This is a genomic window from Kribbella sp. NPDC104218 (assembly GCF_055584105.1).
The window spans coordinates 3132656-3156057 of record NZ_JBVJMQ010000001.1; the positions used below are offsets into that span (position 1 = coordinate 3132656).

The window sequence follows — 23402 nt, forward strand, 5'->3', positions numbered from 1 at the left end:
CGGCGTCGGCGGGCGGCAGCCAGGCGAACAGCGCGTGGTTACGGACCGGTAGTGCTCGATCTCACCCGGGTACTGCATACCTGTGCCGGGGTGGTTCGGCCTACGGTGGTCAGATGAGTCATCGCAGTGAGTCCGGGTTCGAGTTCGCGCCGGTGTACGACGCGGACGCGCTGGCCGGGTTCGACCCGGCGGCGAAGCTGGGTGAGCCGGGGAAGTTCCCGTTCACGCGGGGCGTGTACCCGACGATGTACACCCAGCGGCCGTGGACGATGCGTCAGTACGCCGGGTTCGGGACGGCCGCGGAGTCGAACCAGCGGTACCACCAGCTGATCGAGGCCGGGACGATGGGCCTGTCGGTGGCGTTCGACCTGCCGACCCAGATGGGCTACGACTCCGATGCCCCGATCGCCTCCGGCGAGGTCGGCAAGGTCGGGGTGGCGATCGACTCGATCGACGACATGCGGGTGCTGTTCGACCGGATTCCGCTGGACCAGGTGTCCACCTCGATGACGATCAACGCGCCGGGGTCGGTGCTGTTGCTGCTGTACCAACTGGTCGCCGAGGAGCAGGGCGTCACCGGTGACAAGCTGACCGGGACGATCCAGAACGACGTCCTCAAGGAATACATCGCGCGCGGGACGTACATCTACCCGCCGAAGGAGTCGCTGCGGCTGATCAGCGACATCTTCGCGTACTGCAAGGCGGAGCTGCCGCGCTGGAACACGATCTCGATCTCCGGCTACCACATGGCCGAGGCGGGAGCGACACCCGCGCAGGAGATCGGCTTCACGCTCGCCGACGGGATCGAGTACGTGCGCGCCGCCGTCGCCTCCGGGCTGGACGTCGACGAGTTCGCGCCGCGGCTCTCGTTCTTCTTCGTGGCGCGGACGACGCTGCTCGAGGAGGTGGCCAAGTTCCGCGCCGCCCGGCGGATCTGGGCCCGGGTGATGCGGGACGAGTTCGGCGCCAAGAACCCGAAGTCGATGATGCTGCGCTTCCACACCCAGACGGCCGGCGTCCAGCTGACCGCGCAGCAGCCCGAGGTGAATCTCGTCCGCGTCGCCGTCCAGGGCCTGGCCGCCGTCCTCGGCGGGACGCAGTCGCTGCACACCAACTCGTACGACGAAGCGATCGCCCTGCCCACCGAGAAGGCCGCCCGCCTCGCCCTGCGCACCCAGCAGGTCCTCGCCTACGAGACCGACATCACCGCGACCGTCGACCCCTTCGCCGGCTCCTACGTCGTCGAGGCCCTCACCGACAAGGTCGAAGCCGAGGCCGTCGAGCTGATGAACCAGGTCGAGGAGTACGGCGGCGCCGTCGCCGCCATCGAGAAGGGCTTCCAGAAGCAGGAGATCGAGCAGTCCGCCTACCGCATCTCCCTCGAGATCGACGCCGCCGAACGCGTCGTCGTCGGCATGAACAAGTTCAAGATCGCCGCCGAAGAACCCTACGAACCCCTCCGCGTCGACCCCGCCATCGAAGCCCAGCAAGTAGCCCGCCTCGCCACCCTCCGCGCCACCCGCGACCAGGCCGAAGTCGACGAAGCCCTCGCCGACCTCACCAAAGCCGCCCAAAGCTCCGACAACTGCCTCTACCCCATGAAACGCGCCCTCAAAGCCCGAGCCACCGTAGGCGAAGTCTGCAACACCCTCCGCGCCGTCTGGGGCGTCTACGTCCCAGCCGACACCTTCTAGCCCGAACCCCCACCACTCACCAACTCACCCGACACCATCCACCGGCCGGCTCCCCACGCTCAACCGACCGCCGCCACCAGCTACTCCGCACAGTTGGTGAGTGCGGCAGATCCGCAGGTTCAGCGTTCGATGCCCTCGGCCGGGCCTGATGGGCGACGGGGTGGGATTGCTTCGTGCTGTGTTGGAGGAAGGCTTGGCGTCGGACTGTGGTTCGACAGGAGTCGTTCGGCTCGGGCTGCCAGCAAGCGGAGTTCGCGGCCCGGGTCCGTGCCGTCGAGGATGAACTCCAACGAGTCCTCGTCGGTGTAGTAGCGCGCGACGAGCTGTTCGAGGTCGTCTGCCGAGGCGTTCAGCAGGTTGAGACGCTTGGCGAGCGTGACGATGTCGCCGGAGTCCTTCCTGCGCTGGGCGACAAGTTTGGTGGCCAGCAGGTATTCGTCACTGGCATAAGTGATCCGCAGCCCAGGCGTCTCGCCGTGGTTCAGCGCGCCTTCGGGGAGCGGCGGCATCCAGGCGCTGGCTCGGGTGTTGAGCCAGTCCTCGGGCAGCTTCCGCTGAGCTGCCATCCTGCAGGCCTCGTCGAGTACGACCTCGTCGCGGTGAACTCGTTGGGTGCAGAGCTCATGCTGTGACCAGGTCGCGGGCGGGGACGTAGATGTTGAAGTGGGCCAGGTAGTCCGGGGTCTTGGCGATGATCTCGTCCTGCGTCAGGAACGGGTGTTCGGGGATCCATGGGTCGGGTAGAGGATCGACAGTGCTCCACGTCGGCGGGTCTTGGCCGGCGTCTTCGAACTCATGAGCGGCGAGGACGGCGAGGAGGGTGTCGAATCCGGGATGTCCGGTTGATGCCGGTGCTGCTTCCCAGGCGGCTTCGGAGCCGTCGTGGCGGTTCAGAAGTAGGCGTAGGTGATCGCGGCCTTGAAGCAGCATTCGCCAGGCCCACTCACCGTCACTCGCGTCGCGGATGGCTGTCGCCGTGCCGGGTGCGGTCATGATCCGGTGCGTTCGCGCCGCGTGCAGGGCGTGGGCGATTCGGCCCGCCCGCAGGAAGAACTGCGCCGTGGGCTTGGTCTTCCCCGACCGGTACGTGGAGAAGCGGGATGCGGAGGTGCCGAGGGCCATCGCGAACGCGGCCTGGGACAACCCGCTCTCGGCGAGTGCGTGGTTGAGCCCTGCGACCACCGCTTGACTGTCCCTGTCCATCGCAGCCTCCTGAATTATCTGATCAGATAATACCTGATCAGTCGAGGAGGGCGGTGGAGGTCAGGAGGGTGGTGGCCAGGGAGATGGACTCTTCGGAGGGGTCGAAGGTGGGGGTGTGGAGGTCGCCGGTGGTGTCGAGGGTGGGTGGGCGGACGCCGAGGCGGGCCATGGCGCCGGGGACGTGTTCGAGGTACCAGGCGAAGTCTTCGCCGCCTAGGGACTGGTCGGTGGGGGCGATGGCGCTGGCGCCGAGGGTTTGGGTGGCGGCGTTGCGGAGGGTTTCGATGGCGGCGGGGTCGTTCATGACGGGTGGGACGCCGTGGGTGACCTCGGTGTCGACCTGGATGCCGTAGGGGGCGACCAGCTGGTTGGCCAGTTTGGGGATCAGGTCGGCGGCTTGGCGCCAGGCGTTGACGTCGAGGCAGCGGAGGGTGCCTTCGGCCTCGCCTCTCGAGGGGATGGCGTTGGCGGCGGAGCCGGAGGTGATGCGGCCCCAGACGAGGGACATGCCGGCCCGGGGGTCGACGCGGCGGGAGAGGGCGGCCGGGAGCTCGGTGACGAGGGTGGCCAGGGCGTAGACGAGGTCGCCGGTGAGGTGCGGGCGGGAGGTGTGGCCGCCGGGGCCGCTGAGGCGGACGAGGATGCGGTCGGCCGCGGCGGTGAGCGCGCCGACGCGGAGGCCGATCTGGCCGACCTGGAGGCGCGGGTCGCAGTGGACGCCGTAGATCCGGCGGACGCCGTCCAGTCCGCCGGCGGCGATGACGCCGAGCGCGCCGCCGGGCATCACCTCTTCGGCCGGCTGGAAGATGAGCCGGACTCGCCGATCCAGGACGCCGTCCCGCGCCATCCCGGCCAGGACCAGCCCGGCGCCGACGAGGCCCGCGGTGTGGATGTCGTGGCCGCAGGCGTGCGCGACGCCGTCGATCGTGGAGCGCCACGGCGCCTCGACGCCGTCCGGCACCGGGAGGGCGTCGATATCCGCGCGGAGCGCGACGCAGGAGTCGCCGGAGCCGATGTCGCAGATCAGCCCGGTCCCGGTCGGGAGGATGCGCGGCGAGAGGCCGGCGTCCTTCAACTGGCGCTCCAGGAGCTCCGTCGTCCGGACCTCGTGCCAGCCGAGCTCGGGGTGCGCGTGCAGGTCCCGGCGCAGCTCGACCGTGGTCTCGCGAACCTCCTCGACCCGGGCGAGGACGTCGGCGACCAGCAGCTGATGACTCATGCCCGCGATTGTGACACGAGGCCTGAATCGTTCACTCACCGTCATACCAGTGCCACCAGAGGGCTTGCGCACGGTGACCACTACCAGGCTGACCGTGAGCGTGCCGCAGGAGTTGCGGAAATGTGACGAAAGTGCCGGTCACTTTCCGGTATCGAGGCCAACTTGGCGTTCAAAGAAGCACTGGCCGCACCTATAGTCTGCGGATGGCACGCAGGGGCAGGCGTGTCGGCAAACAGACTGGTACGACGAAGGAGACGTCCGGTGAAGAAGTTCGTGCGGGGAACCGCGATCGTGGGCGTGCTGACGCTCGCCGTGGCGGCTTGTGGCAGCAAGCCGACCGAAAGCGGGTCGGGCGGCGGCTCGGACAACAAGGCCTTCAAGGCGTGCATGGTCTCCGACTCGGGCGGTTTCGACGACAAGTCGTTCAACCAGACGTCGTACAAGGGGCTGCAGGACGCGGTGAAGGCCAAGGGCCTGACCGAGGTCAAGGCGGAGTCGAAGTCGGACAACGACTACCCGACCAACATGACCGCGATGGTCAACGCCAAGTGCAACGTGATCATCTCGGTCGGCTTCAAGCTCGAGGACGCCACCGACGACGCGGCCACCAAGAACCCGGACGTCAAGTTCGCGATCGTGGACTCCGCCCCGGCGAAGCCAATCGCCAACGTCAAGCCGCTCGGCTTCAACACCGCGCAGTCGAGCTTCCAGGCCGGCTACCTGGCCGCGGCGATGTCGAAGTCCGGCAAGGTCGGCACCTTCGGCGGCGTCAAGATCCCGCCGGTGACCATCTTCATGGACGGTTTCGCCGAGGGCGTGAAGTACTACAACAAGCAGAAGTCGAAGAACGTCGCGCTGCTGGGCTGGGACGAGACCAAGCAGGAGGGTCTGTTCACCGGTGACTTCGAGGACAAGGCCAAGGGCCAGAACAACGCCCAGAACCTGATCACCCAGGGCGCCGACATCATCTTCCCGGTCGCCGGTCCGGCGGGTCTGGGCGGTCTGCAGGCGGCCAAGGCCAGCAACGGCAAGGTCAACGCGATCTGGGTCGACACCGACGGCTGCGAGTCCGCCGCCGAGTACTGCTCGGTGCTGCTGACGAGTGTCAAGAAGGGCATGGACGTCGCCGTCCAGGACGCGATCGTCTCCGTCGTCGACAACAAGTTCGACAACTCGCAGTTCATCGGCACGCTGGAGAACGGCGGCACCTCGCTGGCGCCGTTCCACGAGTTCGACTCGAAGATCCCGGCCGAGCTGAAGACCGAGCTGGAGCAGCTCAAGACCGACATCGTCGGCGGCAAGATCACCATCGAGTCCAAGGCGCAGCCGAAGGCGTCCTGAACCACCGCGTAGTACGGTGCGAGCCAGGAAGGCAGACCGACAGGTCACGCCTTCCTGGCTCTCGCTACGAGAGGTCCGAGAGGGAAGCGCATGCATCTCGAGCTGTCCGGCCTGACGAAGAGCTTCGGCTCCCTGGTCGCCAACGATCACATCGACCTGGTCATCGAGCCGGGTGAGATCCACTGCCTGCTCGGTGAGAACGGCGCCGGCAAGAGCACGCTGATGAACATGCTGTACGGGCTGCTGCAGCCCGACTCCGGCGAGATCGTCATCGACGGCCAGAAGGTGACCATCACCTCGCCGAGTGACGCGATCCGGCACGGTATCGGCATGGTCCACCAGCACTTCATGCTGGTCCCGGTGTTCACCGTCGCGGAGAACATCATGCTCGGCCGGGAGAACACCCACCCCGGCGGCGTGCTGGACCGCAAGAAGGCGAACGCGCTCGTCACCGAGCTGTCCGAGCGGTACGGGTTCGAGGTCGACCCGGAGGCGCTGGTCGAGGACATCCCGGTCGGCGTCCAGCAGCGGGTCGAGATCATCAAGGCGCTGACGAACGACGCCAGCGTGCTGATCCTGGACGAGCCGACCGCGGTGCTCACCCCGGCCGAGATCGACGAGCTGATCGCGGTGATGCGCCAGCTCAAGGAGAACGGCACCTCGATCGTCTTCATCACCCACAAACTCAAAGAGGTCAAGGCGATCGCGGACAAGATCACCGTGATCCGCCGCGGCAAGGTGGTCGGCCAGGCCGAGCCGTCGGCCACCGAGGAGCAGCTGGCCGAGCTGATGGTCGGCCGCGCGGTCGACCTGGTCGTCGACAAGGAGCCGGCCCAGCCGCAGGACGCCGTCCTGCAGGTGCGCGGCCTGACCGTGATCGACGAGCGCGGCTTCACCGCCGTGGACGACGTCGACCTGGAGGTCCGGGCCGGTGAGATCCTCGCCGTGGCCGGTGTCCAGGGCAACGGCCAGACCGAGCTCGCCGAGGCGCTGCTCGGGCTGACGCCGATCGCCGCCGGCAGTATCACGCTGAGCGGCGAGGAGCTGACCGGCAAGTCCACCCGGCACCGCCTGGACGCCGGGATCGGCTACGTCCCCGAGGACCGCGGGCACGACGGTTTCGTCGGCTCGTTCACGGTCGCGGAGAACCTCGTCCTGGACCTGTTCCGCAAGGCGCCGTTCGGTAACGGCCTGGCGCTGAACACCGACGAGATCGACAAGAACGCACACGCCCGGGTCGAGGAGTTCGACATCCGCACCCAGGGCATCGACCTGACCGTGTCGTCGCTGTCCGGCGGTAACCAGCAGAAGGTCGTGCTGGCCCGCGAGCTGTCCCGGCCGCTGAAGCTGCTGGTCGCCTCGCAGCCGACCCGCGGCGTGGACGTCGGCTCGATCGAGTTCCTGCACGGCCGGATCGTCCGCGAACGCGACCAGGGCACCGCCGTCCTGATCGTGTCCACCGAGCTGGACGAGATCGCCGCGCTGGCCGACCGGGTCGCGGTGATGTACCGCGGCAAGGTGGTCGGCGTCGTCCCGGCCGACACCCCGCGCGACGAGCTCGGCCTGATGATGGCCGGCGCCTCCAGGACCGAGGCGCACGACGTCGCGATCGAGAACCCGACCACGTTGGGAACCATCTAGATGAGCACAGCAACTGCCACCCCGCCGGTCGCGAAACCGGAGCGGTCCGGGCTGCCGTCGTGGGCGATCCAGGGCCTCGTCTCGGTCAGCGCGATCGTGCTCGCGCTGCTGGTCGGCGCGATCCTGATCATCGTCGGCGACGACGACGTGAAGACCGCGATCGGGTACTTCGGCGCCGCGCCGATGGACACCATCTCGGCCGCCTTCTCCGCGGTCGGCGAGGCCTACAAGGCGCTCGCGGTCGGCGCGCTCGGCGGGATCACCCCGATCAGCGAGTCGCTGACCCAGGCGACGCCGCTGATCTGCGGCGGCCTGGCCGTCTCGCTGGCGTTCCGTACCGGTCTGTTCAACATCGGCGCCCAGGGGCAGCTGATCATGGGCGCGATCCTGGCCGGGTACGTCGGGTTCGCCTGGCACCTGCCGCCGGTCCTGCACCTGGTCGTCGCGATCGTGGCCGGCCTGATCGGCGGCGCGATCTGGGGCGGTGTGGTCGGCCTGCTCAAGGCGCGTACCGGCGCCCATGAGGTGATCGTCACGATCATGCTCAACTACGTCGCCATCTACCTGCTGCAGTGGCTGCTGACGACGTCCACGTTCCAGCGCCCCGGTCGCGCCGACCCGATCTCGCCGATCGTCGACGCGAACGCGCAGTACCCGCAGTTCGGGGACACCCGGCTGCACGTCGGCTTCCTGCTCGCGCTGGTCGCGGCGGTCTTCGTCTGGTGGCTGCTGAACAAGTCGACCATCGGCTTCGAGCTGCGCGCCGTCGGTGCGAACGCCGACGCCTCCAAGACGGCCGGGATGTCGGTCGGCCGCGCGTACGTCGTCGCCATGGTCGTGGCGGGAGCCCTGGCCGGTCTGGCCGGCAGCCAGCAGGTGCTCGGCACCGACCTGCCGCTGACGGACGGCGTTGCGGCGTCCGTCGGGTTCGACGCGATCACGGTCGCGCTGCTCGGCCGCGGGACGCCGCTCGGCACCGTGCTGGCCGGCCTGCTCTTCGGCGCGCTGAACGCGGGCGGTCTGCAGATGCAGCTGATCACGCAGACGCCGCTGACCCTGACGACGGTGCTCCAGGCAACGATCGTGTTGTTCGTCGCCGCGCCCGCGCTGGTCCGCTCGATCTTCCGGTTCCTGCCGAAGGATCGCGGATCCGGCGCCATCCTCGCGAAAGGCTGGAACGGATGAGCGACGTGACGGTTCAGGACACGGTCCCGGCCGCCGCTCCGGCGGCGATCGAGGCCCCGGCCGACCGGGTCCGCCGGTTGCGCGTCGGCGGGCTGATGCTGGTCTTCGCGCTGATCGGTCTCGGCCTGGCGATCTTCACCAAGGGCGGCAAGGCGACCTTCCAGCTCGTCTCCGGCGACCTGGAGAACAACCTGCTCGGTCTGCCCGCGCAGCCGGTCGCGCTGCTGCTCGGCGCGCTCGGCGTGCTGGCCGCGGTCGCCTACGTCCTGCGCCGGGTTCCGCAGAAGTACTCCGGCTGGCTGGCCGTCGTCCTCGGGGTCTGCTTCATCGGCGCGTTCCTGTGCTGGGCCGCGGCGGGCAAGACCTTCCCGCTCGCCAACCAGTTCCAGGGCACGCTGAACTTCGCCACCCCGCTGATCCTCGGCGCGCTCGCCGGTGTGCTGTGTGAGCGGGCCGGCGTCATCAACATCGCGATCGAGGGCCAGTTCCTGGTCGGCGCGTTCACCGCGGCGGTCGTCGCGAGTACGACGGGGAGCGCGGTCGCGGCGCTGATCGCGGCCGCGGTGTCCGGCGTCCTGATGGCGTTGCTGCTCGCGGTGTTCTCGATCAAGTACCTGGTCAACCAGGTCGTGCTCGGCGTCGTGCTGGTCGTGTTCGCGACCGGTGTCACCGGGTTCCTGTTCGATCAGTTCCTGCAGGAGGACGCGGCCAAGCTGAACACGCCGGACGTGCTCTCCGCGGTGAAGATCCCCGGGCTGGGCGACATCCCGTTCATCGGGCCGATCCTGTTCAACCAGACCGCGCTGGTCTACCTGACCTACATCGCGGTCGCCGTCGTCACCTTCGTGCTCTTCCAGACCCGTTGGGGCTTGCGAGTGCGGGCGGTCGGCGAGCACCCGAAGGCGGCCGACACGGTCGGCATCCGGGTCAAGCGGGTCCGGTACTCCGCCGTCCTCTGGGCCGGCGTCCTGGCCGGTCTCGGCGGCGCCTTCTTCACCGTCGGCTACGCCGGTTCCTTCACCAAGGAGATGACCGCCGGTAACGGCTTCATCGCGCTGGCCGCCCTGATCATGGGCCGCTGGCACCCGATCGGCGCCATGGTCGCGGCCCTCTTCTTCGGCTTCGCCACCCAGCTCCAGTCCCAGCTCCAGATCATCCAGACGCCCATCCCCGGCGAGCTGTTGCTGATGGCCCCTTACCTGGCCACCATCATCGCCGTCGCCGGTCTGGTCGGCCGGGTTCGCGCTCCCAAGGCAGATGGCGAACCGTATGTGACCGAATGATGGACACTGGCCGGGTGGATGTCGATTGGAAGCAGCTGCGAGCTGTCGCGGTGGATGCGATGCGCCGTGCCTACGCCCCGTACTCCGGGTACGCCGTAGGCGCGGCCGGGGTCACGGACGACGGCCGAGTCGTTGCCGGGTGCAACGTGGAGAACGCGTCGTACGGGTTGACGTTGTGCGCGGAGTGCGGCCTGGTGTCGGAGTTGCACCGGACCGGCGGCGGCCGCTTGGTCGCGTTCACCTGTGTGGACCACAACGAGGAGTTGCTGACGCCGTGCGGACGGTGCCGGCAGTTGTTGCACGAGCACGGCGGGCCGGAGTTGCGGATCGAGACCGCGACCGGGAGCCGGCCGTTGCGGGAGTTGTTGCCGGATGCGTTCGGCCCTGAGTTCCTGGAGGAGAAGTGAGCTTCGACGCGGTCGACGTGATCCGGACCAAGCGGGATCGCGGTGAGCTGAGCGACGGGCAGATCGACTGGGTGATCGACGCCTACACCCGCGGCGACGTCGCGGACGAGCAGATGTCGTCACTCGCGATGGCGATCCTGCTGAACGGGATGAACCGCCGCGAGATCGCCCGCTGGACGGCGGCGATGATCGCCTCCGGCGAGCGGATGGACTTCGCGAGACTGTCCCGCCCGACCGCCGACAAGCACTCCACCGGCGGCGTCGGCGACAAGATCACGCTGCCGCTGGCGCCCCTGGTCGCGGCCTGCGGCGTCGCCGTCCCGCAGTTGTCCGGGCGCGGCCTCGGCCACACCGGCGGCACGCTCGACAAGCTGGAGTCGATCTCCGGCTGGCGCGCCGCGCTCTCGAACGACGAGATGATGCGCCAGCTCGAGGACGTCGGCGCCGTGATCTGCGCCGCCGGCGACGGCCTCGCCCCGGCCGACAAGAAGCTGTACGCGCTGCGCGACGTGACCGGCACCGTCGAGGCGATCCCGCTGATCGCCAGCTCGATCATGAGCAAGAAGATTGCCGAGGGCACCGGCGCGCTCGTCCTGGACGTGAAGGTCGGCTCCGGCGCCTTCATGAAAGACCTCGCCGACGCCCGCGAACTGGCCGAGACGATGGTTGCGCTCGGCACCGATGCCGGCGTGAAAACCGTTGCCCTGCTCACCGAGATGTCCGTCCCCCTCGGCCTGACCGCCGGCAACGCCCTGGAGGTCCGCGAATCCGTCGAGGTACTGGCGGGCGGCGGCCCGGCCGACGTCGTCGAGCTGACAGTCGCGCTCGCCGTCGAGATGCTGAACGCTGCCGGCGTCACCGACGTCGACCCGGCCGAGAAGCTCCGCGACGGTACGGCGATGGACGCGTGGCGCTCGATGATCGCGGCCCAGGGCGGCGACCCGGACGCCGAGCTCCCAGTCGCCCCCGAACAACATGTCGTGACGGCGTCGGAGTCCGGCGTCCTCTCCAAGCTGGACGCGCTCGCCGTCGGCGTCGCCGCCTGGCGCCTCGGCGCCGGCCGCGCCCGCAAGGAGGACCCGGTGTCCCCGGTCGCCGGGATCGAGCTGCACGCCAAGCCAGGCGACACCATCACCGCCGGCCAGCCCCTACTGACCCTGCACACCGACGACCCAACCCGCTTCGACCGCGCCCTGGAGTCGCTGACCGACGCAGTCGCGGTCTCAGCGTCGTACCAGGCCGGCCCGCTCGTCATCGACCGGATCGGTTAAGAACAAGCGGAAACCGGCCATGGCGAGCCAGATTGGGATGCCGTAGGCGGTTACTCGTTCCATGCCGCCGGTGCCGAGGCCGAGGCCGGTGCCGGTGAAGTGCAGGAACATGGCGGTGAGGCCGAGGAGGCCGAAGGCGAAGCTCCACCAGCGGAGCTTCGCCAGTGGTCCGGTTCGGAGGAGTGGGGCCAGGAGCAGGGCCAGGTTGCCGCAGGTGAAGATGACGAAGGCGCCGCCGACTACGTGGAGGTTCTCGTCCACGTCGGCCGGGAACAGGCCGGCGATCATCCAGCCGATGCCGGTTGCTGTTAGCAACAAGCGGATCAGCCAGCTGCTCACGGTTCGCGGCCAGGCGGCGTACGTCAGGATCGTGCCGAGGATGATCAGTACGCCGCCGGTCGTGAACGACACGTTCATCAAGGTGTGCAGGGGTGAGCAGACGTAGCGGCCGCCGAAGTCGCCGCAGTGCACGTTGCCCAGGTCGCTGATGTTGTTGTCTGCCCAGCTGTACGGCGTCGTCCAGGCGAGCTCGACCAGTGTCATCACCAGGAAGAACTGCACTGCGCCGACGAACCAGCCGACCGCCCCGCTCAAGGTTCCTAATCGCTTCACCTACAGCACGTTATGAACCGAACGGGCGGAGCGAACTACCCCGCAGGCTCCATCACGGGTAGCCCGGACGCGACCCTCAGCTGGATTTGCTGGTGAGTCGAGCCCGCTGCTGGGCGACGAGGGTGGTGATCAGCGCGGTGTCCGGCCGGACGTCAGTGCCGAGGGGAGCTGAGCCGTGGACGGACAGCTCCGCGACGAGCGAGCCGACGACGAAGCTCGCCTCGGCGACGGCCTCGTTCCGCCCGCGGCTGCCGTCGTACCCGGATTGGGTGTCGCTGAGCGCTCCTGGGACACGGAACGGGTGCTTGCGGGCGCTCTGGTACCAGCGACCCTCTTGCAGGGTTTTGGCCTTCGCGGGGCTGGCGGCCTTGAACAGTTGGACGACGTACCGCTGCTTCTTGTCCGGGCTGAGCCGGCTGGCGCGGTAGCCCTCGACGAAACCGGCGTTCAGTAGCAGGGCTCGGTCGAGCGCGGGGTCGGCGGAGTGTTCCGCCAGGAAGCTGGTGGACGTGAACGGGCCGGGGGTGCTCTTGGCGTCGGCGACGTAGCCGCGCGGGAGGACGACGAGCCCGGCCAGCGGGCTCTTGACCGGCGTCACGCTCGGCTTCGGCGGCTCGGCTGGACGCACCGCAGCCCCCGCGTCACTGCCGCAGCCGGTCAGGCCGAGGAGCAGGGCGGTCACAACAGCGGCGATACCTGGCGCCGTGCGGTTCACGTGATCACGCAATCAGGGCCAGGTGAACAGCGGCCGACGTCAGGTTTGTGCTTCGGCCAACAAGGCGTCGATCCGGCGGCGAGCGGCCTTGGGGCGCAGCGGCTCGCACCCGGCCTCGACACAACGCCGAACCACCTGCGGATCGTCACGTAACAACAGCAGACCGCGACGCAGCAGCGTGAACGGCGGTTTGCGGTGCTCGCGCAGGTCACGCTGGAAGCGGCGGAGGAACGTCACCACCCGGTGGTGGTAGACGCAGAACGCGGCCGCCAGCAGGCCGCGATCCCTGAGCGCGCTGGTGATCTGGTCGGCGAAGATGCCCTCGGCAATGATCAGCTGGGCCGCGCCGATACTGAACTCCCGGTGCCCAACCGTCCCGTCGGCGGCGATCTCGTAAATGGGCAGATCCGCGGACCCCGTCGTACAGAGCTCCTCCAGCGCGGCCACTGCGCGCTCACCGTCCCAGGAAGCGGGGTCGTCCCAGTCCACGATGCCGAGCGGCGACCGCGGCATCGCCTCGTCGTCCCCGTCCCGGTAGAAGTCGTCCAACCGGACGACAGGCAGCCCCGTCAGCTCGGCCAACCGAGACTTCCCAGCCCCCGAAGGCCCCGCCAGCAACACCACACGCGCACTCACCCGCCCCATTCTCCGACACGAACAACAGGAGGTACCCCCTGGGGACCGCCCCTCCACCCCGAGCGCCCCGCTCCCGGGCCGCTCTACGCAGCCGACTACGTCCTGTCCTTCGGGCCGTGACTACTGCAACAGGGCGGCCTGGAGGGTTGGGGTTTGGTGGGTGAACCAGGTGTTGGTGCGGGTGGTGAGGTCGGATTCGCCGGTGGTCCAGCGTTGGTGGAACCAGGGGTGGCCGGTTTCGGCGCCGCGGCGGACGTAGTCCATGCACCAGAGGTGGTTGGCGGCTGTGGCTTCGACGAGGCGGAGGCGGTCGGCGTCGTCCAGGCCGTAGGTGTCGGCGAAGCGGCGGAGGCGGCTTAGGGTGTGGCCGCGGCGGGGGTCGTGGATGTCGGCGTCCGGGCGGAGCGGGGCCCAGAGGCGGACGGCGGCGGCGACGTCCCAGAGGGCTGAGCCGGGGCCGGCCAGGTCGAAGTCGATCAGCGCGACCGCGCGGCCGTCGCGGAAGACGATGTTGTCCAGGTTCGGGTCGTTGTGGCTGATCAGGCCGTCGACGTACGCCGGGGGCACGGGCTCGAGCCAGCTGAGCCCGTCGGCCGGGAAGCCGGCCACGGCCGCGTGGTACTCGCGGAGCAGGATCGCCACGCTGTCGAGTGCGGCGTCCGTCATCGCCCAGTCGGGGTACGGCGGTGTCACGGTCTCGCCGGGGACGTAGGAAAGCACTTCCCGGCCCTGCGCGTCCACGTCCAGGAACCGCGGCGCGCCCTCGAACCCGACGTCGTGCAGGTGCCGGAGCACGGCATGGACGGCCGGGCTGCTCGGCCGGATCGGTCGCCGGACCGTGTCGCGCACCCGGACGACCAGGCCGCGGTTGGCGGTACCACCGAGCAGCGGAGTCTCCACCTCATCCATTGTGTGCGTCGAGCAGCGCCCGGGCGAGCGGACTGTGCGTCACCAGGCCGTTCACCAGCCCGCTGCGGACGGCGGCGTGGACGGCGTCCACCTTCGCCAGGCCGTACGGGATCGCGATCACCTCGTCGATCGCGTTCATCTGCTCAGCGTTGATCGCGATCACCCGATCGGTGACCTTGCTCTGCACCGGTACGCCGTTCGCGTCGACGAAGACACCGGAGATGTCGGCAACGACCCCGCGCTTGCGGAGCTGCTCACACGCGGTCTCGTCCATCGCGTCGTACAGCGTGGATTGGCCGGCCGCCCACGAGCCCAGGCCGACGACAGCCTTCGTCACCACGTCGAAGTGACTGATCGCGTCGGCGACCTCGGGCTGTTGCCGCAGGGCGCGCGCGGTGGTCGCGTCCGGCACGACGAGCGGGGCGTAGAAGAGGTACGCCGGACCGCCGGACAGCCGGGCCGTGTGCCGGACGAGCTCGACCGAGTTGGCCTCGACGTCCGGCCGGGTGAGGGCGCCGGTGAGCTGGACGACGGGGACGGTCGCGAGCGAGGTGAGCTGGTCGGTCATCGCCGTCACCGCACGCGCCCAGGCCAGGCCGAGGACGTCGTCCGCGGTGACGATCTCGGTCAGCAGCTCGGCCGCGGCCTTACCCAGCTGGAGTCTGAGCGCGGCCGGGTCGTCCTCGGGGGTGTCGACGACGATCGCGCGGCGCAGGCCGAAGGTCTCCTGCAGCCGCGCGGACAGGTCCAGGTCGACGTTGCCGGGATGGCTGATCTCGATCCGGACCAGACCGCTGCTGCGGGCCTGGTCGAGCAGCCGCGCGACCTTGAACCGGCTGAGCCGGAACTCGTCCGCGATCTCGACCTTGGACCGGCCGTCCACGTAGTACCGGCGCGCGATCGACGCCGTCAGCACCAGCTGTGCCGGTCCGCCCGCGATGGGCTCCATCCCGCCTCCCCATGAATGCGCCGCTCATATGAGCGGGTACCTGCACAGTGTGGCACAACCTCTTGACAGGTCAACCCCCACTCCGCTTCACTCGTGCCCAGTGAGCGGAGGCATGCTCAAATGAGCAAAGGCAAAGGCAACGGCCAACGGCACCGCCTCGCTTCGCTCGGCGGGATGGGAATTCGCGACAGCGCCGGATGTTCGGCGGGATGGGATTCGCGGCCGCGGTGGGTGGTCGGCGGGTGGGTTTCAGCGGAGGAGTGGTTCGTGGTGAGATCGAGTAAGCGGGTCGGAGCGATCGCTGTCGCACTTGTGGTGGGTGCGGCGAGCGGGTGCGCCGGCTGGGGCGGCGGGGCCGGCGGGGGTGGGGCCGACAGCATCAACGTGCTGATGGTGAACAACCCGCAGATGGTCGACCTGCAGCAGCTGACCGCCGACAACTTCACCAAGCAGACCGGGATCAAGGTGAACTTCACCGTGCTGCCCGAGAACGACGTCCGGGACAAGATCAGCCAGGAGTTCTCCAGCCAGGCCGGTCAGTACGACGTCGCGACGCTGAGCAACTTCGAGATCCCGATCTACGCCAAGAGCAAGTGGATCGCGCCGCTGTCCGACCACATCGCGAAGGACGCCGCGTTCGACCAGGACGACATCCTGAAGCCGATGACCGAGTCGCTGTCCGGTGAGGACGGGAAGGTGTACGGCGAACCGTTCTACGGCGAGTCGTCGTTCCTGATGTACCGCAAGGACGTGCTGGAGTCGAAGGGCGTCACGATGCCCGCGAAGCCGACCTGGGCCGAGGTCGCGGACATCGCGGCCAAGGTCGACAAGGCACAGCCCGATATGCGCGGGATCTGCCTGCGCGGCCAGCCCGGCTGGGGGCAGCTGTTCGCGCCGCTCACCACGGTCGTGAACACCTTCGGCGGTACCTGGTTCACCGAAGACTGGCAGGCCCAGGTGAACTCGCCGAAGTTCACCGAGGCGACCAAGTTCTACGTCGACCTGGTCCGCAACCACGGCGAGGCGGGCGCGCCGCAGGCCGGCTTCACCGAGTGCCTGAACAACCTGATCCAGGGCAACGTCGCGATGTGGTACGACGCGACGTCGGCCGCCGGTTCGCTGGAGGCGCCGAACTCGCCGGTCAAGGGGAAGATCGGGTACGCCCCGGCGCCGGTCAAGGAGACCGACTCGTCCGGCTGGCTGTACGCGTGGGCCTGGAGCATCCAGCAGGCCAGCAAGAAACAGGACAACGCCTGGAAGTTCATCTCGTGGGCCTCCAGTAAGGAGTACGAGCAGCTGGTCGGCGAGAAGCTGGGCTGGTCCCGCGTCCCGGCCGGTAAGCGGGCGTCGACGTACGAGAACCCGGCGTACCTGCAGGAGGCCGGCTCCTTCGCCGCGCCGACCAAGGCGGCCATCGAGACCGCGGACCCGCGCAACCCGGGCACGCAGCCGCGGCCCGCGATCGGGATCCAGTTCGTCGACATCCCGGAGTTCCCGGATCTCGGCACCCAGGTCAGTCAGGACGTGAGCTCGGCGATCGCCGGCCGGATGAGCGTCGACGAAGCGCTGAAACGCGGGCAGGTGCTCGCCGACGACGTCGCGGAGCGGTATCGCTCGCGCGCGGCGAAGTGAGGGGAGTGAGCCATGTCCGTTGACACCAAGCCGCCGGCCGCGAAGCCGAAGCACTCGGGCGGTCAGAGCGGTTCGATGATGCGTAAGACCGGCGACTGGGCGCGGCGGGCGCCGCTGCTGCCGGCGCTGATCTTCATGATCGTCGTGACCCAGCTGCCGTTCGTCGTCACGCTGATCACCTCGTTCATGGACTGGAACGCGTACTACCCGGACGAGCGCGGGTTCGCCGGGATCGACAACTTCCGCCGCGTGCTGACCGATGCGAACACCCGGAGCGCGATCTGGGTGACGATCCTGCTGACGGTCGGCGTCGTGCTGATCAGCCTCGTGCTGGGGTTGATGATCGCCCTGCTGCTGGACCGGAAGTTCCGCGGCCGGGGCATCGTCCGGACGATGATGATCACGCCGTTCCTCGTCGTCCCGGTGGCGGCGGCGCTGCTCTGGAAACACGCGCTGTACAACCCGTCGTACGGGCTCTTCAACGGTTTGCTCAAGGGCGTCTTCGGCGAGAACGCACCCCAGCCGGACTGGATCAGCAATCAGCCGTTGTGGTCGATCATCTTCGCGCTGGTCTGGCAGTGGACGCCGTTCATGATGCTGATCCTGCTGGCCGGGCTGCAGAGCCGCCCGCTCGACGTCATCGAAGCGGCCGGGATCGACGGCGCGAGTCAGTGGGACATCTTCCGCTACATGACGCTCCCGCACCTGCGGCAGTACCTGGAGCTGTCGGCGCTGCTCGGCTCGATCTACGTCGTTCAGAACTTCGACGCGGTCTTCACGATCACGTCCGGCGGTCTCGGCACCGCGAACCTGCCCTACACGATCTACCAGACCTTCTACACCGCCCACGACTACGGCCGCGCCTCGGCCGCCGGCGTGATCGTGGTGATCGGCACGATCCTGATCGCGACCTTCGCGCTGCGGTCGGTGTCGTCGCTGTTCCGAGAGGAGACCGGACGATGAGTGGGCAGGTCACGATTGTGACTGGCAAGAAGAATCGGGGCGGCGGGTTCGCGCTGACCGGGCTGGCCTGGGTCGTCGGCCTGCTGTTCGTGATGCCGGTGTTGTGGATGCTGCTGACGTCGTTCCACACCGAGGAGGACGCGGCGAAGAACCCGCCGGACTTCGGGGCGCCGCTGTCGCTGGGCGGGTACAAGGAGTTCTTCGCGACCGGGCCGTGGCCGTCGCTGGCGAACTCGCTGACCGCGAGTGTGCTGTCGACCGCGCTGGTGATCCTGCTGGCGTTCCCGGCGGCGTACGCGCTGTCGATCCGGCCGGTGCGGAAGTGGACGGACGTGCTGTTCTTCTTCCTGTCCACGAAGATGCTGCCGGTGGTGGCCGGTCTGCTGCCGATCTACCTGTTCGCGCAGTCGGTCGGGTTCCTGGACAACATCTGGCTGCTGATCATCTTGTACACCTCGATGAACCTGCCGATCGCGGTCTGGATGCTGCGCAGCTTCCTGTCCGAGGTGCCGACCGAGATCCTCGAAGCGGCCTCGGTGGACGGCGCCTCGCTGACCCGGACGCTGCGTTCCGTGGTCGCGCCGGTGGTGACGCCGGGCATCGCGTCGGCGGCGCTGATCTGCTTCATCTTCAGCTGGAACGAGCTGCTCTTCGCCCGTGTACTCACCGGCACGGTGGCGCAGACGGCGCCGGTGTTCTTGACTGGGTTCGTGACCAGCCAAGGATTGTTCCTCGCCAAGGTGTGCGCCGCCTCGATCGTCGTCTCGCTGCCGGTGCTGATCGCCGGTTTCGCGGCCCAGGACAAGCTCGTCCAGGGGTTGTCGCTGGGGGCGGTCAAGTGACGGCGCTGGCGACCGGCGTACTGGGTGCTCTGGGCAACGAGGTCGCGGCCCCGGCGTACGACCGGACGGCGGTGACGCCGGGGATCGTGCACTTCGGGGTCGGCGGCTTCCACCGCGCCCATCAGGCGATGTACCTGGACGCGCTGATGAACGCCGGCAAGGCCCTCGACTGGGGGATCGTCGGCGTCGGCGTCCTCCCGCAGGACCAGCGGATGGACGACGTCCTGGCCGCGCAGGACCACCTGTACACGCTGGTGGTCAAGCACCCGGACGGGACGCTCGAACCGCGGGTGATCGGCTCGATCGTGGACTACCTGTTCGCGCCGGACGACCCGGACGCCGTCCTCGACCGGATGGTCGACCCGGCCACCCGGATCGTCTCGCTGACGATCACCGAGGGCGGTTACCACGTGAACCAGGTGACCGGGGAGCTGGACACGACCGGTCTCGAGGCCGACCTGGAACCGGACGCGACACCGGGGAGCGCGTTCGGTTTCGTGGTCGAGGCGCTGGCCCGGCGGCGGGCGGCCGGGATCCCGCCGTTCACGGTGATGTCGTGTGACAACATCCCGGGCAACGGGCATGTCGCGCGGAAGATGCTGGCCGCCTTCGCGCGGTTGAAGGATCCGGCGCTGGCCGATCATCTGGAGAACGAGGTCCGGTTCCCGAACTGCATGGTGGACCGGATCACGCCGGTGACGACCGACGGTGATCGGGCCGCGCTGTCGGAGCGGTTCGGGATCGAGGACGGCTGGCCGGTGGTGTGTGAGCCGTTCACGCAGTGGGTGCTCGAGGACGATTTCGGCGGCGAGCGGCCGGCGTACGAGGAGGTCGGCGTCCAGATCGTCGAGGACGTGGAGCCTTATGAGCTGATGAAGCTGCGGCTGCTGAACGCCTCGCACCAGGCGCTCTGCTACCTCGGGTATCTGTCGGGTTACCGGTACGCGCACGAGGTCTGCCAGGACAAGCTGTTCGTGGACTTCCTGCTCGGCTACATGACCGAGGAGGGGTCGCCGACGTTGCCGCCGGTGCCCGGGGTCGATCTGGACGAGTACCGGCACCAGCTGATCGAGCGGTTTGCGAACCCGGAGGTTCGGGACACGCTGGCGCGGCTGTGCGCGGAGAGTTCGGACCGGATCCCGAAGTGGTTGGTGCCGGTCATTCGCGAGCAGCTCGCGGCCGGTCGGGAGATCAAGCGGTCGGCGCTCGTGGTCGCCTCGTGGGCCCGGTACGCCGAAGGCGTCGACGAGCAGGGGGAGCCGATCGAGGTGGTCGACCGGCTCCGCGACAAGCTGATGGCGCGGGCGCAGCAGAACGTCGACGACCCGTTGGCGTTCATCGCCGACCCGGACCTGTTCGCGGATCTCGAGCGGAACGGGCGCTTCGTCGCCGAGTACGCCGCGGCTCTCGACTCGCTACACGAGATCGGCGCGCGAGCAACGCTGGAACGGCTTTAGGCTGGGCGCGGACCGCCACCACCTCACAACTCACTTTCCGGGGCCGGGCTCACGCTCAGCTGAGCCTGAACGCGGAGGTTGTGCAGTGGCTGGGGTCCGCCGTCCAGCGAGAGGGAGCTTGAATGTCCGAGCCGAGGCTGGTGGCCGGGGTGGACTGTTCCACCCAGGCGACCAAGGTTGTGGTGTGCGACGTCGAGACCGGGGCCGTGCTCCGGGAAGGGCGGGCTCCGCATCCGGATGGCACGCAGGTCGACCCCGGCGAGTGGTGGAAGGCGTGGGAGAGCGCGTCGGCCGGGCTGCTCGACGGCGTCGAGGCGATCTCGATCGGCGGTCAGCAGCACGGGATGGTGCTGCTCGACGAGGCCGGCGACGTCGTCCACCCCGCGGTCTTGTGGAACGACACCAGCTCGGCGGAGGCGACCGCTGAGCTGATCGCTGAGCTCGGCGGCCCGGAGGCCTGGGCCGAAGCTGTCGGTTCGGTCCCCGTCGCCTCCTTCACCGTCACCAAGCTCAGGTGGATCCGCGAGGCGGAGGCTGCGAAGCGGGCGGCCGCGGTGGTGCTGCCGCATGACTGGATGACACACCGGCTCGCTGCGGACCGGAGTGGGATCGACGGCATCACGACCGACCGAGGAGACGCTTCTGGCACCGGTTGGTGGTCGCCGGCCACCAACCGTTACCGCGAGGACCTCGTCGTCCGCGCCTTCGGTCGTTCCCTCGCCTTGCCGCGGGTTGCCGGTCCGGGCGAGATCGTCGGGCGGACGGCGTCCGGCGCCGCGCTTGCTGCGGGCACCGGCGACAACGCCGCGGCCGCGCTCGGCCTCGACCTGCAGGTGGGCGACGTCGCGGTTTCGCTCGGTACGAGCGGGACGGCGTTCGCCCGCTCCAGCCACGCGACCGCCGACACCTCCGGCTTCGTGGCCGGCTTCGCCGACGCCACCGGCGAGTACCTCCCGCTGGTCTGCACGCTGAACGCCGCCCGCGTGATGTCCGCGACCGCACAGCTCCTCGGCATGTCACTGGCCGAATTCGACGAAGCCGCGCTGGCGTCGTCCGGCAGTCAGGGTCTCGTCCTGCTCCCGTTCCTGGACGGCGAACGCACGCCCGACCTCCCGCACTCCACCGGCCTCGTCTACGGCCTCACCCGGGCGACCGCCAACCCCGAGACGATGGCCCGCGCCGCCGTCGAAGGCCTCCTCTGCGGCCTGGCCGACGCCGTCGACGCGCTCCGCGCCCAGTCCATCCCCGTCAACCGCATCCACCTCCTCGGCGGCGGCGCCAAGTCCCGCGCCGTCCAAGCCCTGGCCCCCGCCCTCCTCGGCGCCGACGTCATCCTCCCCGACCCCGCCGAGTACGTCGCCCTCGGCGCCGCCCGCCAAGCCGCCTGGGCTCTCACCGGCACCCTCCCCACCTGGCCCGTCCCCACCGCCAAACCCGAGCCCGCCATCCCCCTCGACCCCACCCCCATCCGCACCAACTACGCCCAAGTCCTCACCAACACCCGCCCCCTCCTGGCCACCCCCTACAACGGGAACTGACCGCTACCGGACGACGTCGAAGTCGGCATGACTCACTCGGCCCAGCCCGCCCCGAAGCCTCGCTTCGGCCGCGCGGCGGTGTTGATGCTCGTCCTGCCGCTGCTCATCGCCGTGCCCGCGGCGATCCACGGCGCGGGCAAGCTCGCGCTGATCCTGCGGGCCGAGACCGCCACCGGGGTCGTCGTCTCCGGAGCTCCGGGCCAGAAGACGAAGTCCGTCGACGTCACCTTCACCACCCGCGCCGGCGAAACCGTCGCCGCCGGTCTCACCGCGGCCAACGCGTACGCCAAGGGCGACTCGATCGACCTCGTCTACGACCGCGAGAACCCCACCCGGCTCAAGGACGCCGACATCCCCCTCTGGAGTGACGCCGTCTTTGCCCTCGGCGTCCTCTTCCCCGCCCTCTTCATCATCGACGCCGTCCGCCGGATCCGCCGCCGTGAGCCGTAGACAGGGCCGGGCGAGGAAGAAGCGACGTCGTCAGCGCCGGGCGGAGAACGCGGGAATCCGCCGGCGCCAGGCGCGGGAGCGCCGGCCGCAGCGGGGCTGGGGGTGGAACAAAGAGGGCGCCGTCTTGTTGCTGTGCGCGCTGGTAGTCGTCGGCATCGCCTACTTTGAGGTCAATGACCTGTACTGGCTGCGACACCGCGGCGAAGTCGTCACCGGCACGGTCGTCGATCGCGAGGACGGTCGATCACCCTGGATCGAAGTCCGCTACACCACCCGCGCGGGCGAGACCGTCACCGAGTCGACCTCGAACGCCTACGACGTGAGCAAAATTCGCGTCGGCGCCCAGCTCGACGTCATCTACGATCCCGAGCAACCCGACCGCATGCAAACCGCCGACTTCACCCGCAGCTACGGCTGGCCCGTCATCGGCCTGGGCATCGTCAGCCTCGCCTTCGCCGCCGGTGGCCTCGCCTACCTCCGCGCCGCGCGCTACTGACCAGGGAACTGAGCATGGACGGCGTTCGTCGGACTCGCATGGCGGTGGGGCGGGGAATCAAGCTGGGCGGCGCGATGGCGGTTGCCGTGGTGCTGATCGTCGGCATCGTGTTTGCGCCGGTCTATGACCAGTACTGGTTGCGGCAGCGCGGCGAGGTCGTCACCGGTACGGTCGTCGACCGCCGTGAGACGCGCAACGAGCACTACATCCAGGTCCGCTACACGACGCGTGGCGGCGAGACCCGGATCGAGGAGACCGAACATGACGAAGACCTTCCGGTCGGCGCCCAGGTCGAGATCATCTACGACCCCGAGCAGCCCGACCGTATGCAACCGGCCGCCCGAAGCCTCGATTACTGGTCGCTCGCCGGCATGGGCCTGATCAGCCTCGCCGCCGCTTACGGCGCTTTCGCCTTCCTCCGCGCGATCCGCTTCGGCGCCGGAGATCAACGGGAGCCGTAGCCGGAGGGCCTGTGGGCCGGGTGCGCGCTCGGCGGCGGGGCCTAACGCGGGCGTCCGCGGAACTGAGTGGGGGGTTCGGCCGTCACAGGGGGCGTGGAGCGTAGATGGCGGTTCGGGCTGGCTAGTGGGGTGTTGTTGGCTGGGGCGCTGGCGAGTGTGCTGGCGGCGTGGTTGTGGGTGCACACCCAGCAGGGGCTGCAGGAGCGGGGCGAGACGGTCACGGGCACCGTGGTGAAGGTTGACGACACCGGTAAACACCAGAGCATCGAGGTCCGCTACACGACACGGGACGGCCGGACGATCACCTCGAAGACCCGAAACTTCCGCCAGGCGACCAAGGGCCAACCCATCGAAATCGTCTACGACCCCGAACACCCCAACCGCATCCAGACCGCCGACTGGGGCTACGACACCAAGACCCCGACCTACACCTCCGCCGGCGTCGCCCTCCTGTTCCTACTTGGCTCCATCGCCTCCATGCGCCGCCAGCCGACCTGA

At 68.9% G+C, this 23402-nt stretch carries 24 protein-coding genes; 16 read left to right on the top strand and 8 right to left on the bottom strand.

Translation table 11 applies throughout. The annotated features are described in order from the left end of the window. Positions 1 to 113 precede the first annotated feature (113 nt). A complete protein-coding gene (locus tag ACZ6ZD_RS14735; RefSeq protein ID WP_465672057.1) occupies positions 114 to 1694 on the top strand; it encodes an acyl-CoA mutase large subunit family protein in 1581 nt (526 codons plus the stop codon). A gap of 119 nt (positions 1695 to 1813) precedes the next feature. On the opposite strand, the gene ACZ6ZD_RS14740 is transcribed toward ACZ6ZD_RS14735, so the two are convergent. From ACZ6ZD_RS14740 to ACZ6ZD_RS14750, 3 genes are read right to left on the bottom strand one after another with little or no spacing between them, the layout of a single operon-like run. Beyond that, positions 1814 to 2260 carry a hypothetical protein gene (locus tag ACZ6ZD_RS14740; RefSeq protein ID WP_465672059.1) on the bottom strand — a complete coding sequence of 149 codons (447 nt, stop codon included), beginning with the start codon at positions 2258 to 2260 and terminating at the stop codon, positions 1814 to 1816. A 55-nt stretch (positions 2261 to 2315) separates the two neighbouring features. Continuing rightward, positions 2316 to 2897 (bottom strand): helix-turn-helix domain-containing protein, encoded by a 582-nt coding sequence (locus ACZ6ZD_RS14745; protein ID WP_465672061.1) that lies wholly within the window; start codon positions 2895 to 2897, stop codon positions 2316 to 2318. Positions 2898 to 2934: 37 nt separating this feature from the next. After that, positions 2935 to 4116, bottom strand: coding sequence for an amidohydrolase (locus ACZ6ZD_RS14750; RefSeq protein ID WP_465672063.1), 1182 nt, complete (start codon positions 4114 to 4116; stop codon positions 2935 to 2937). 261 nt (positions 4117 to 4377) lie between these two features. Between ACZ6ZD_RS14750 and ACZ6ZD_RS14755 the strand changes: the two genes are divergently transcribed. From ACZ6ZD_RS14755 to ACZ6ZD_RS14780, 6 genes are all read left to right on the top strand, one after another. Next, positions 4378 to 5457 (top strand): BMP family lipoprotein, encoded by a 1080-nt coding sequence (locus ACZ6ZD_RS14755; RefSeq protein ID WP_465672065.1) that lies wholly within the window; start codon positions 4378 to 4380, stop codon positions 5455 to 5457. Positions 5458 to 5547: 90 nt separating this feature from the next. Next, on the top strand, positions 5548 to 7098 hold the full coding sequence (locus tag ACZ6ZD_RS14760; protein WP_465672067.1) for an ABC transporter ATP-binding protein: 1551 nt from the start codon (positions 5548 to 5550) through the stop codon (positions 7096 to 7098). Next, positions 7099 to 8283: an ABC transporter permease gene (locus ACZ6ZD_RS14765; RefSeq protein ID WP_465672069.1), complete on the top strand. Its 1185-nt coding sequence runs from the start codon at positions 7099 to 7101 to the stop codon at positions 8281 to 8283. Then, complete coding sequence (locus tag ACZ6ZD_RS14770; protein ID WP_465672071.1) at positions 8280 to 9566, top strand: ABC transporter permease; 1287 nt, start codon at positions 8280 to 8282, stop codon at positions 9564 to 9566. Before ACZ6ZD_RS14765 ends, ACZ6ZD_RS14770 begins: the two co-directional genes overlap by 4 nt. A gap of 14 nt (positions 9567 to 9580) precedes the next feature. Then, a complete protein-coding gene (locus ACZ6ZD_RS14775; RefSeq protein WP_465672073.1) occupies positions 9581 to 9973 on the top strand; it encodes a cytidine deaminase in 393 nt (130 codons plus the stop codon). After that, positions 9970 to 11244: a thymidine phosphorylase gene (locus tag ACZ6ZD_RS14780; RefSeq protein WP_465672075.1), complete on the top strand. Its 1275-nt coding sequence runs from the start codon at positions 9970 to 9972 to the stop codon at positions 11242 to 11244. Before ACZ6ZD_RS14775 ends, ACZ6ZD_RS14780 begins: the two co-directional genes overlap by 4 nt. On the opposite strand, the gene ACZ6ZD_RS14785 is transcribed toward ACZ6ZD_RS14780, so the two are convergent. The 5 genes from ACZ6ZD_RS14785 to ACZ6ZD_RS14805 form a co-directional block, all read right to left on the bottom strand. Beyond that, complete coding sequence (locus tag ACZ6ZD_RS14785; RefSeq protein WP_465672077.1) at positions 11197 to 11856, bottom strand: DUF998 domain-containing protein; 660 nt, start codon at positions 11854 to 11856, stop codon at positions 11197 to 11199. The genes ACZ6ZD_RS14780 and ACZ6ZD_RS14785 overlap by 48 nt on opposite strands. 76 nt (positions 11857 to 11932) lie before the next feature. Continuing rightward, positions 11933 to 12571, bottom strand: a complete 639-nt coding sequence (locus ACZ6ZD_RS14790) for a hypothetical protein (protein ID WP_465672079.1) — start codon at positions 12569 to 12571, stop codon at positions 11933 to 11935. 39 nt (positions 12572 to 12610) lie between these two features. Continuing rightward, on the bottom strand, positions 12611 to 13216 hold the full coding sequence (locus ACZ6ZD_RS14795; protein WP_465672081.1) for a uridine kinase family protein: 606 nt from the start codon (positions 13214 to 13216) through the stop codon (positions 12611 to 12613). 111 nt (positions 13217 to 13327) lie between these two features. Beyond that, a complete protein-coding gene (locus ACZ6ZD_RS14800) occupies positions 13328 to 14116 on the bottom strand; it encodes a phosphotransferase (RefSeq protein WP_465672083.1) in 789 nt (262 codons plus the stop codon). Then, on the bottom strand, positions 14109 to 15065 hold the full coding sequence (locus tag ACZ6ZD_RS14805; protein ID WP_465672085.1) for a sugar-binding transcriptional regulator: 957 nt from the start codon (positions 15063 to 15065) through the stop codon (positions 14109 to 14111). The genes ACZ6ZD_RS14800 and ACZ6ZD_RS14805 overlap by 8 nt, the downstream gene beginning before the upstream one ends. Before the next feature lie 267 nt (positions 15066 to 15332). Here ACZ6ZD_RS14805 and ACZ6ZD_RS14810 point away from each other — a divergent pair, with 267 nt between their 5' ends. The 9 genes from ACZ6ZD_RS14810 (at position 15333) to ACZ6ZD_RS14850 (ending at position 23402) form a co-directional block, all read left to right on the top strand. Continuing rightward, positions 15333 to 16697, top strand: coding sequence for an ABC transporter substrate-binding protein (locus ACZ6ZD_RS14810; RefSeq protein WP_465672087.1), 1365 nt, complete (start codon positions 15333 to 15335; stop codon positions 16695 to 16697). Positions 16698 to 16709: 12 nt separating this feature from the next. Beyond that, a complete protein-coding gene (locus tag ACZ6ZD_RS14815) occupies positions 16710 to 17660 on the top strand; it encodes a carbohydrate ABC transporter permease (RefSeq protein WP_465672089.1) in 951 nt (316 codons plus the stop codon). Next, entirely contained in the window at positions 17657 to 18502 is an 846-nt protein-coding gene (locus ACZ6ZD_RS14820) for a carbohydrate ABC transporter permease (protein ID WP_171677919.1), read from the top strand. Before ACZ6ZD_RS14815 ends, ACZ6ZD_RS14820 begins: the two co-directional genes overlap by 4 nt. Further along, the gene (locus ACZ6ZD_RS14825) at positions 18499 to 19959 is read left to right on the top strand and encodes a mannitol dehydrogenase family protein (RefSeq protein WP_465672091.1); all 1461 of its coding nucleotides are present in this window, start codon (positions 18499 to 18501) and stop codon (positions 19957 to 19959) included. The genes ACZ6ZD_RS14820 and ACZ6ZD_RS14825 overlap by 4 nt, the downstream gene beginning before the upstream one ends. Before the next feature lie 122 nt (positions 19960 to 20081). Next, positions 20082 to 21497: an FGGY family carbohydrate kinase gene (locus tag ACZ6ZD_RS14830; RefSeq protein ID WP_465672093.1), complete on the top strand. Its 1416-nt coding sequence runs from the start codon at positions 20082 to 20084 to the stop codon at positions 21495 to 21497. Between the two features lie 27 nt (positions 21498 to 21524). Continuing rightward, a complete protein-coding gene (locus tag ACZ6ZD_RS14835; RefSeq protein ID WP_465672095.1) occupies positions 21525 to 21947 on the top strand; it encodes a hypothetical protein in 423 nt (140 codons plus the stop codon). Beyond that, positions 21937 to 22443 (top strand): DUF3592 domain-containing protein, encoded by a 507-nt coding sequence (locus ACZ6ZD_RS14840; protein ID WP_465672097.1) that lies wholly within the window; start codon positions 21937 to 21939, stop codon positions 22441 to 22443. Before ACZ6ZD_RS14835 ends, ACZ6ZD_RS14840 begins: the two co-directional genes overlap by 11 nt. Positions 22444 to 22457: 14 nt before the next feature. Beyond that, positions 22458 to 22904 (top strand): DUF3592 domain-containing protein, encoded by a 447-nt coding sequence (locus ACZ6ZD_RS14845; RefSeq protein ID WP_465672099.1) that lies wholly within the window; start codon positions 22458 to 22460, stop codon positions 22902 to 22904. Between the two features lie 93 nt (positions 22905 to 22997). Next, positions 22998 to 23402 carry a DUF3592 domain-containing protein gene (locus tag ACZ6ZD_RS14850; protein WP_465672101.1) on the top strand — a complete coding sequence of 135 codons (405 nt, stop codon included), beginning with the start codon at positions 22998 to 23000 and terminating at the stop codon, positions 23400 to 23402.

What these genes read in the sequence shown, in the direction of transcription:
- ACZ6ZD_RS14735 (WP_465672057.1), top strand. Translation starts at nt 114, where the DNA reads ATGAGTCATCGCAGTGAGTCCGGGTTCGAGTTCGCGCCGGTGTACGAC.
- ACZ6ZD_RS14740 (WP_465672059.1), bottom strand. Translation starts at nt 2,260, where the DNA reads ATGGCAGCTCAGCGGAAGCTGCCCGAGGACTGGCTCAACACCCGAGCC.
- ACZ6ZD_RS14745 (WP_465672061.1), bottom strand. Translation starts at nt 2,897, where the DNA reads ATGGACAGGGACAGTCAAGCGGTGGTCGCAGGGCTCAACCACGCACTC.
- ACZ6ZD_RS14750 (WP_465672063.1), bottom strand. Translation starts at nt 4,116, where the DNA reads ATGAGTCATCAGCTGCTGGTCGCCGACGTCCTCGCCCGGGTCGAGGAG.
- ACZ6ZD_RS14760 (WP_465672067.1), top strand. Translation starts at nt 5,548, where the DNA reads ATGCATCTCGAGCTGTCCGGCCTGACGAAGAGCTTCGGCTCCCTGGTC.
- ACZ6ZD_RS14765 (WP_465672069.1), top strand. Translation starts at nt 7,099, where the DNA reads ATGAGCACAGCAACTGCCACCCCGCCGGTCGCGAAACCGGAGCGGTCC.
- ACZ6ZD_RS14770 (WP_465672071.1), top strand. Translation starts at nt 8,280, where the DNA reads ATGAGCGACGTGACGGTTCAGGACACGGTCCCGGCCGCCGCTCCGGCG.
- ACZ6ZD_RS14795 (WP_465672081.1), bottom strand. Translation starts at nt 13,216, where the DNA reads ATGGGGCGGGTGAGTGCGCGTGTGGTGTTGCTGGCGGGGCCTTCGGGG.
- ACZ6ZD_RS14800 (WP_465672083.1), bottom strand. Translation starts at nt 14,116, where the DNA reads ATGGATGAGGTGGAGACTCCGCTGCTCGGTGGTACCGCCAACCGCGGC.
- ACZ6ZD_RS14805 (WP_465672085.1), bottom strand. Translation starts at nt 15,065, where the DNA reads ATGGAGCCCATCGCGGGCGGACCGGCACAGCTGGTGCTGACGGCGTCG.
- ACZ6ZD_RS14815 (WP_465672089.1), top strand. Translation starts at nt 16,710, where the DNA reads ATGTCCGTTGACACCAAGCCGCCGGCCGCGAAGCCGAAGCACTCGGGC.
- ACZ6ZD_RS14820 (WP_171677919.1), top strand. Translation starts at nt 17,657, where the DNA reads ATGAGTGGGCAGGTCACGATTGTGACTGGCAAGAAGAATCGGGGCGGC.
- ACZ6ZD_RS14830 (WP_465672093.1), top strand. Translation starts at nt 20,082, where the DNA reads ATGTCCGAGCCGAGGCTGGTGGCCGGGGTGGACTGTTCCACCCAGGCG.
- ACZ6ZD_RS14835 (WP_465672095.1), top strand. Translation starts at nt 21,525, where the DNA reads ATGACTCACTCGGCCCAGCCCGCCCCGAAGCCTCGCTTCGGCCGCGCG.
- ACZ6ZD_RS14845 (WP_465672099.1), top strand. Translation starts at nt 22,458, where the DNA reads ATGGACGGCGTTCGTCGGACTCGCATGGCGGTGGGGCGGGGAATCAAG.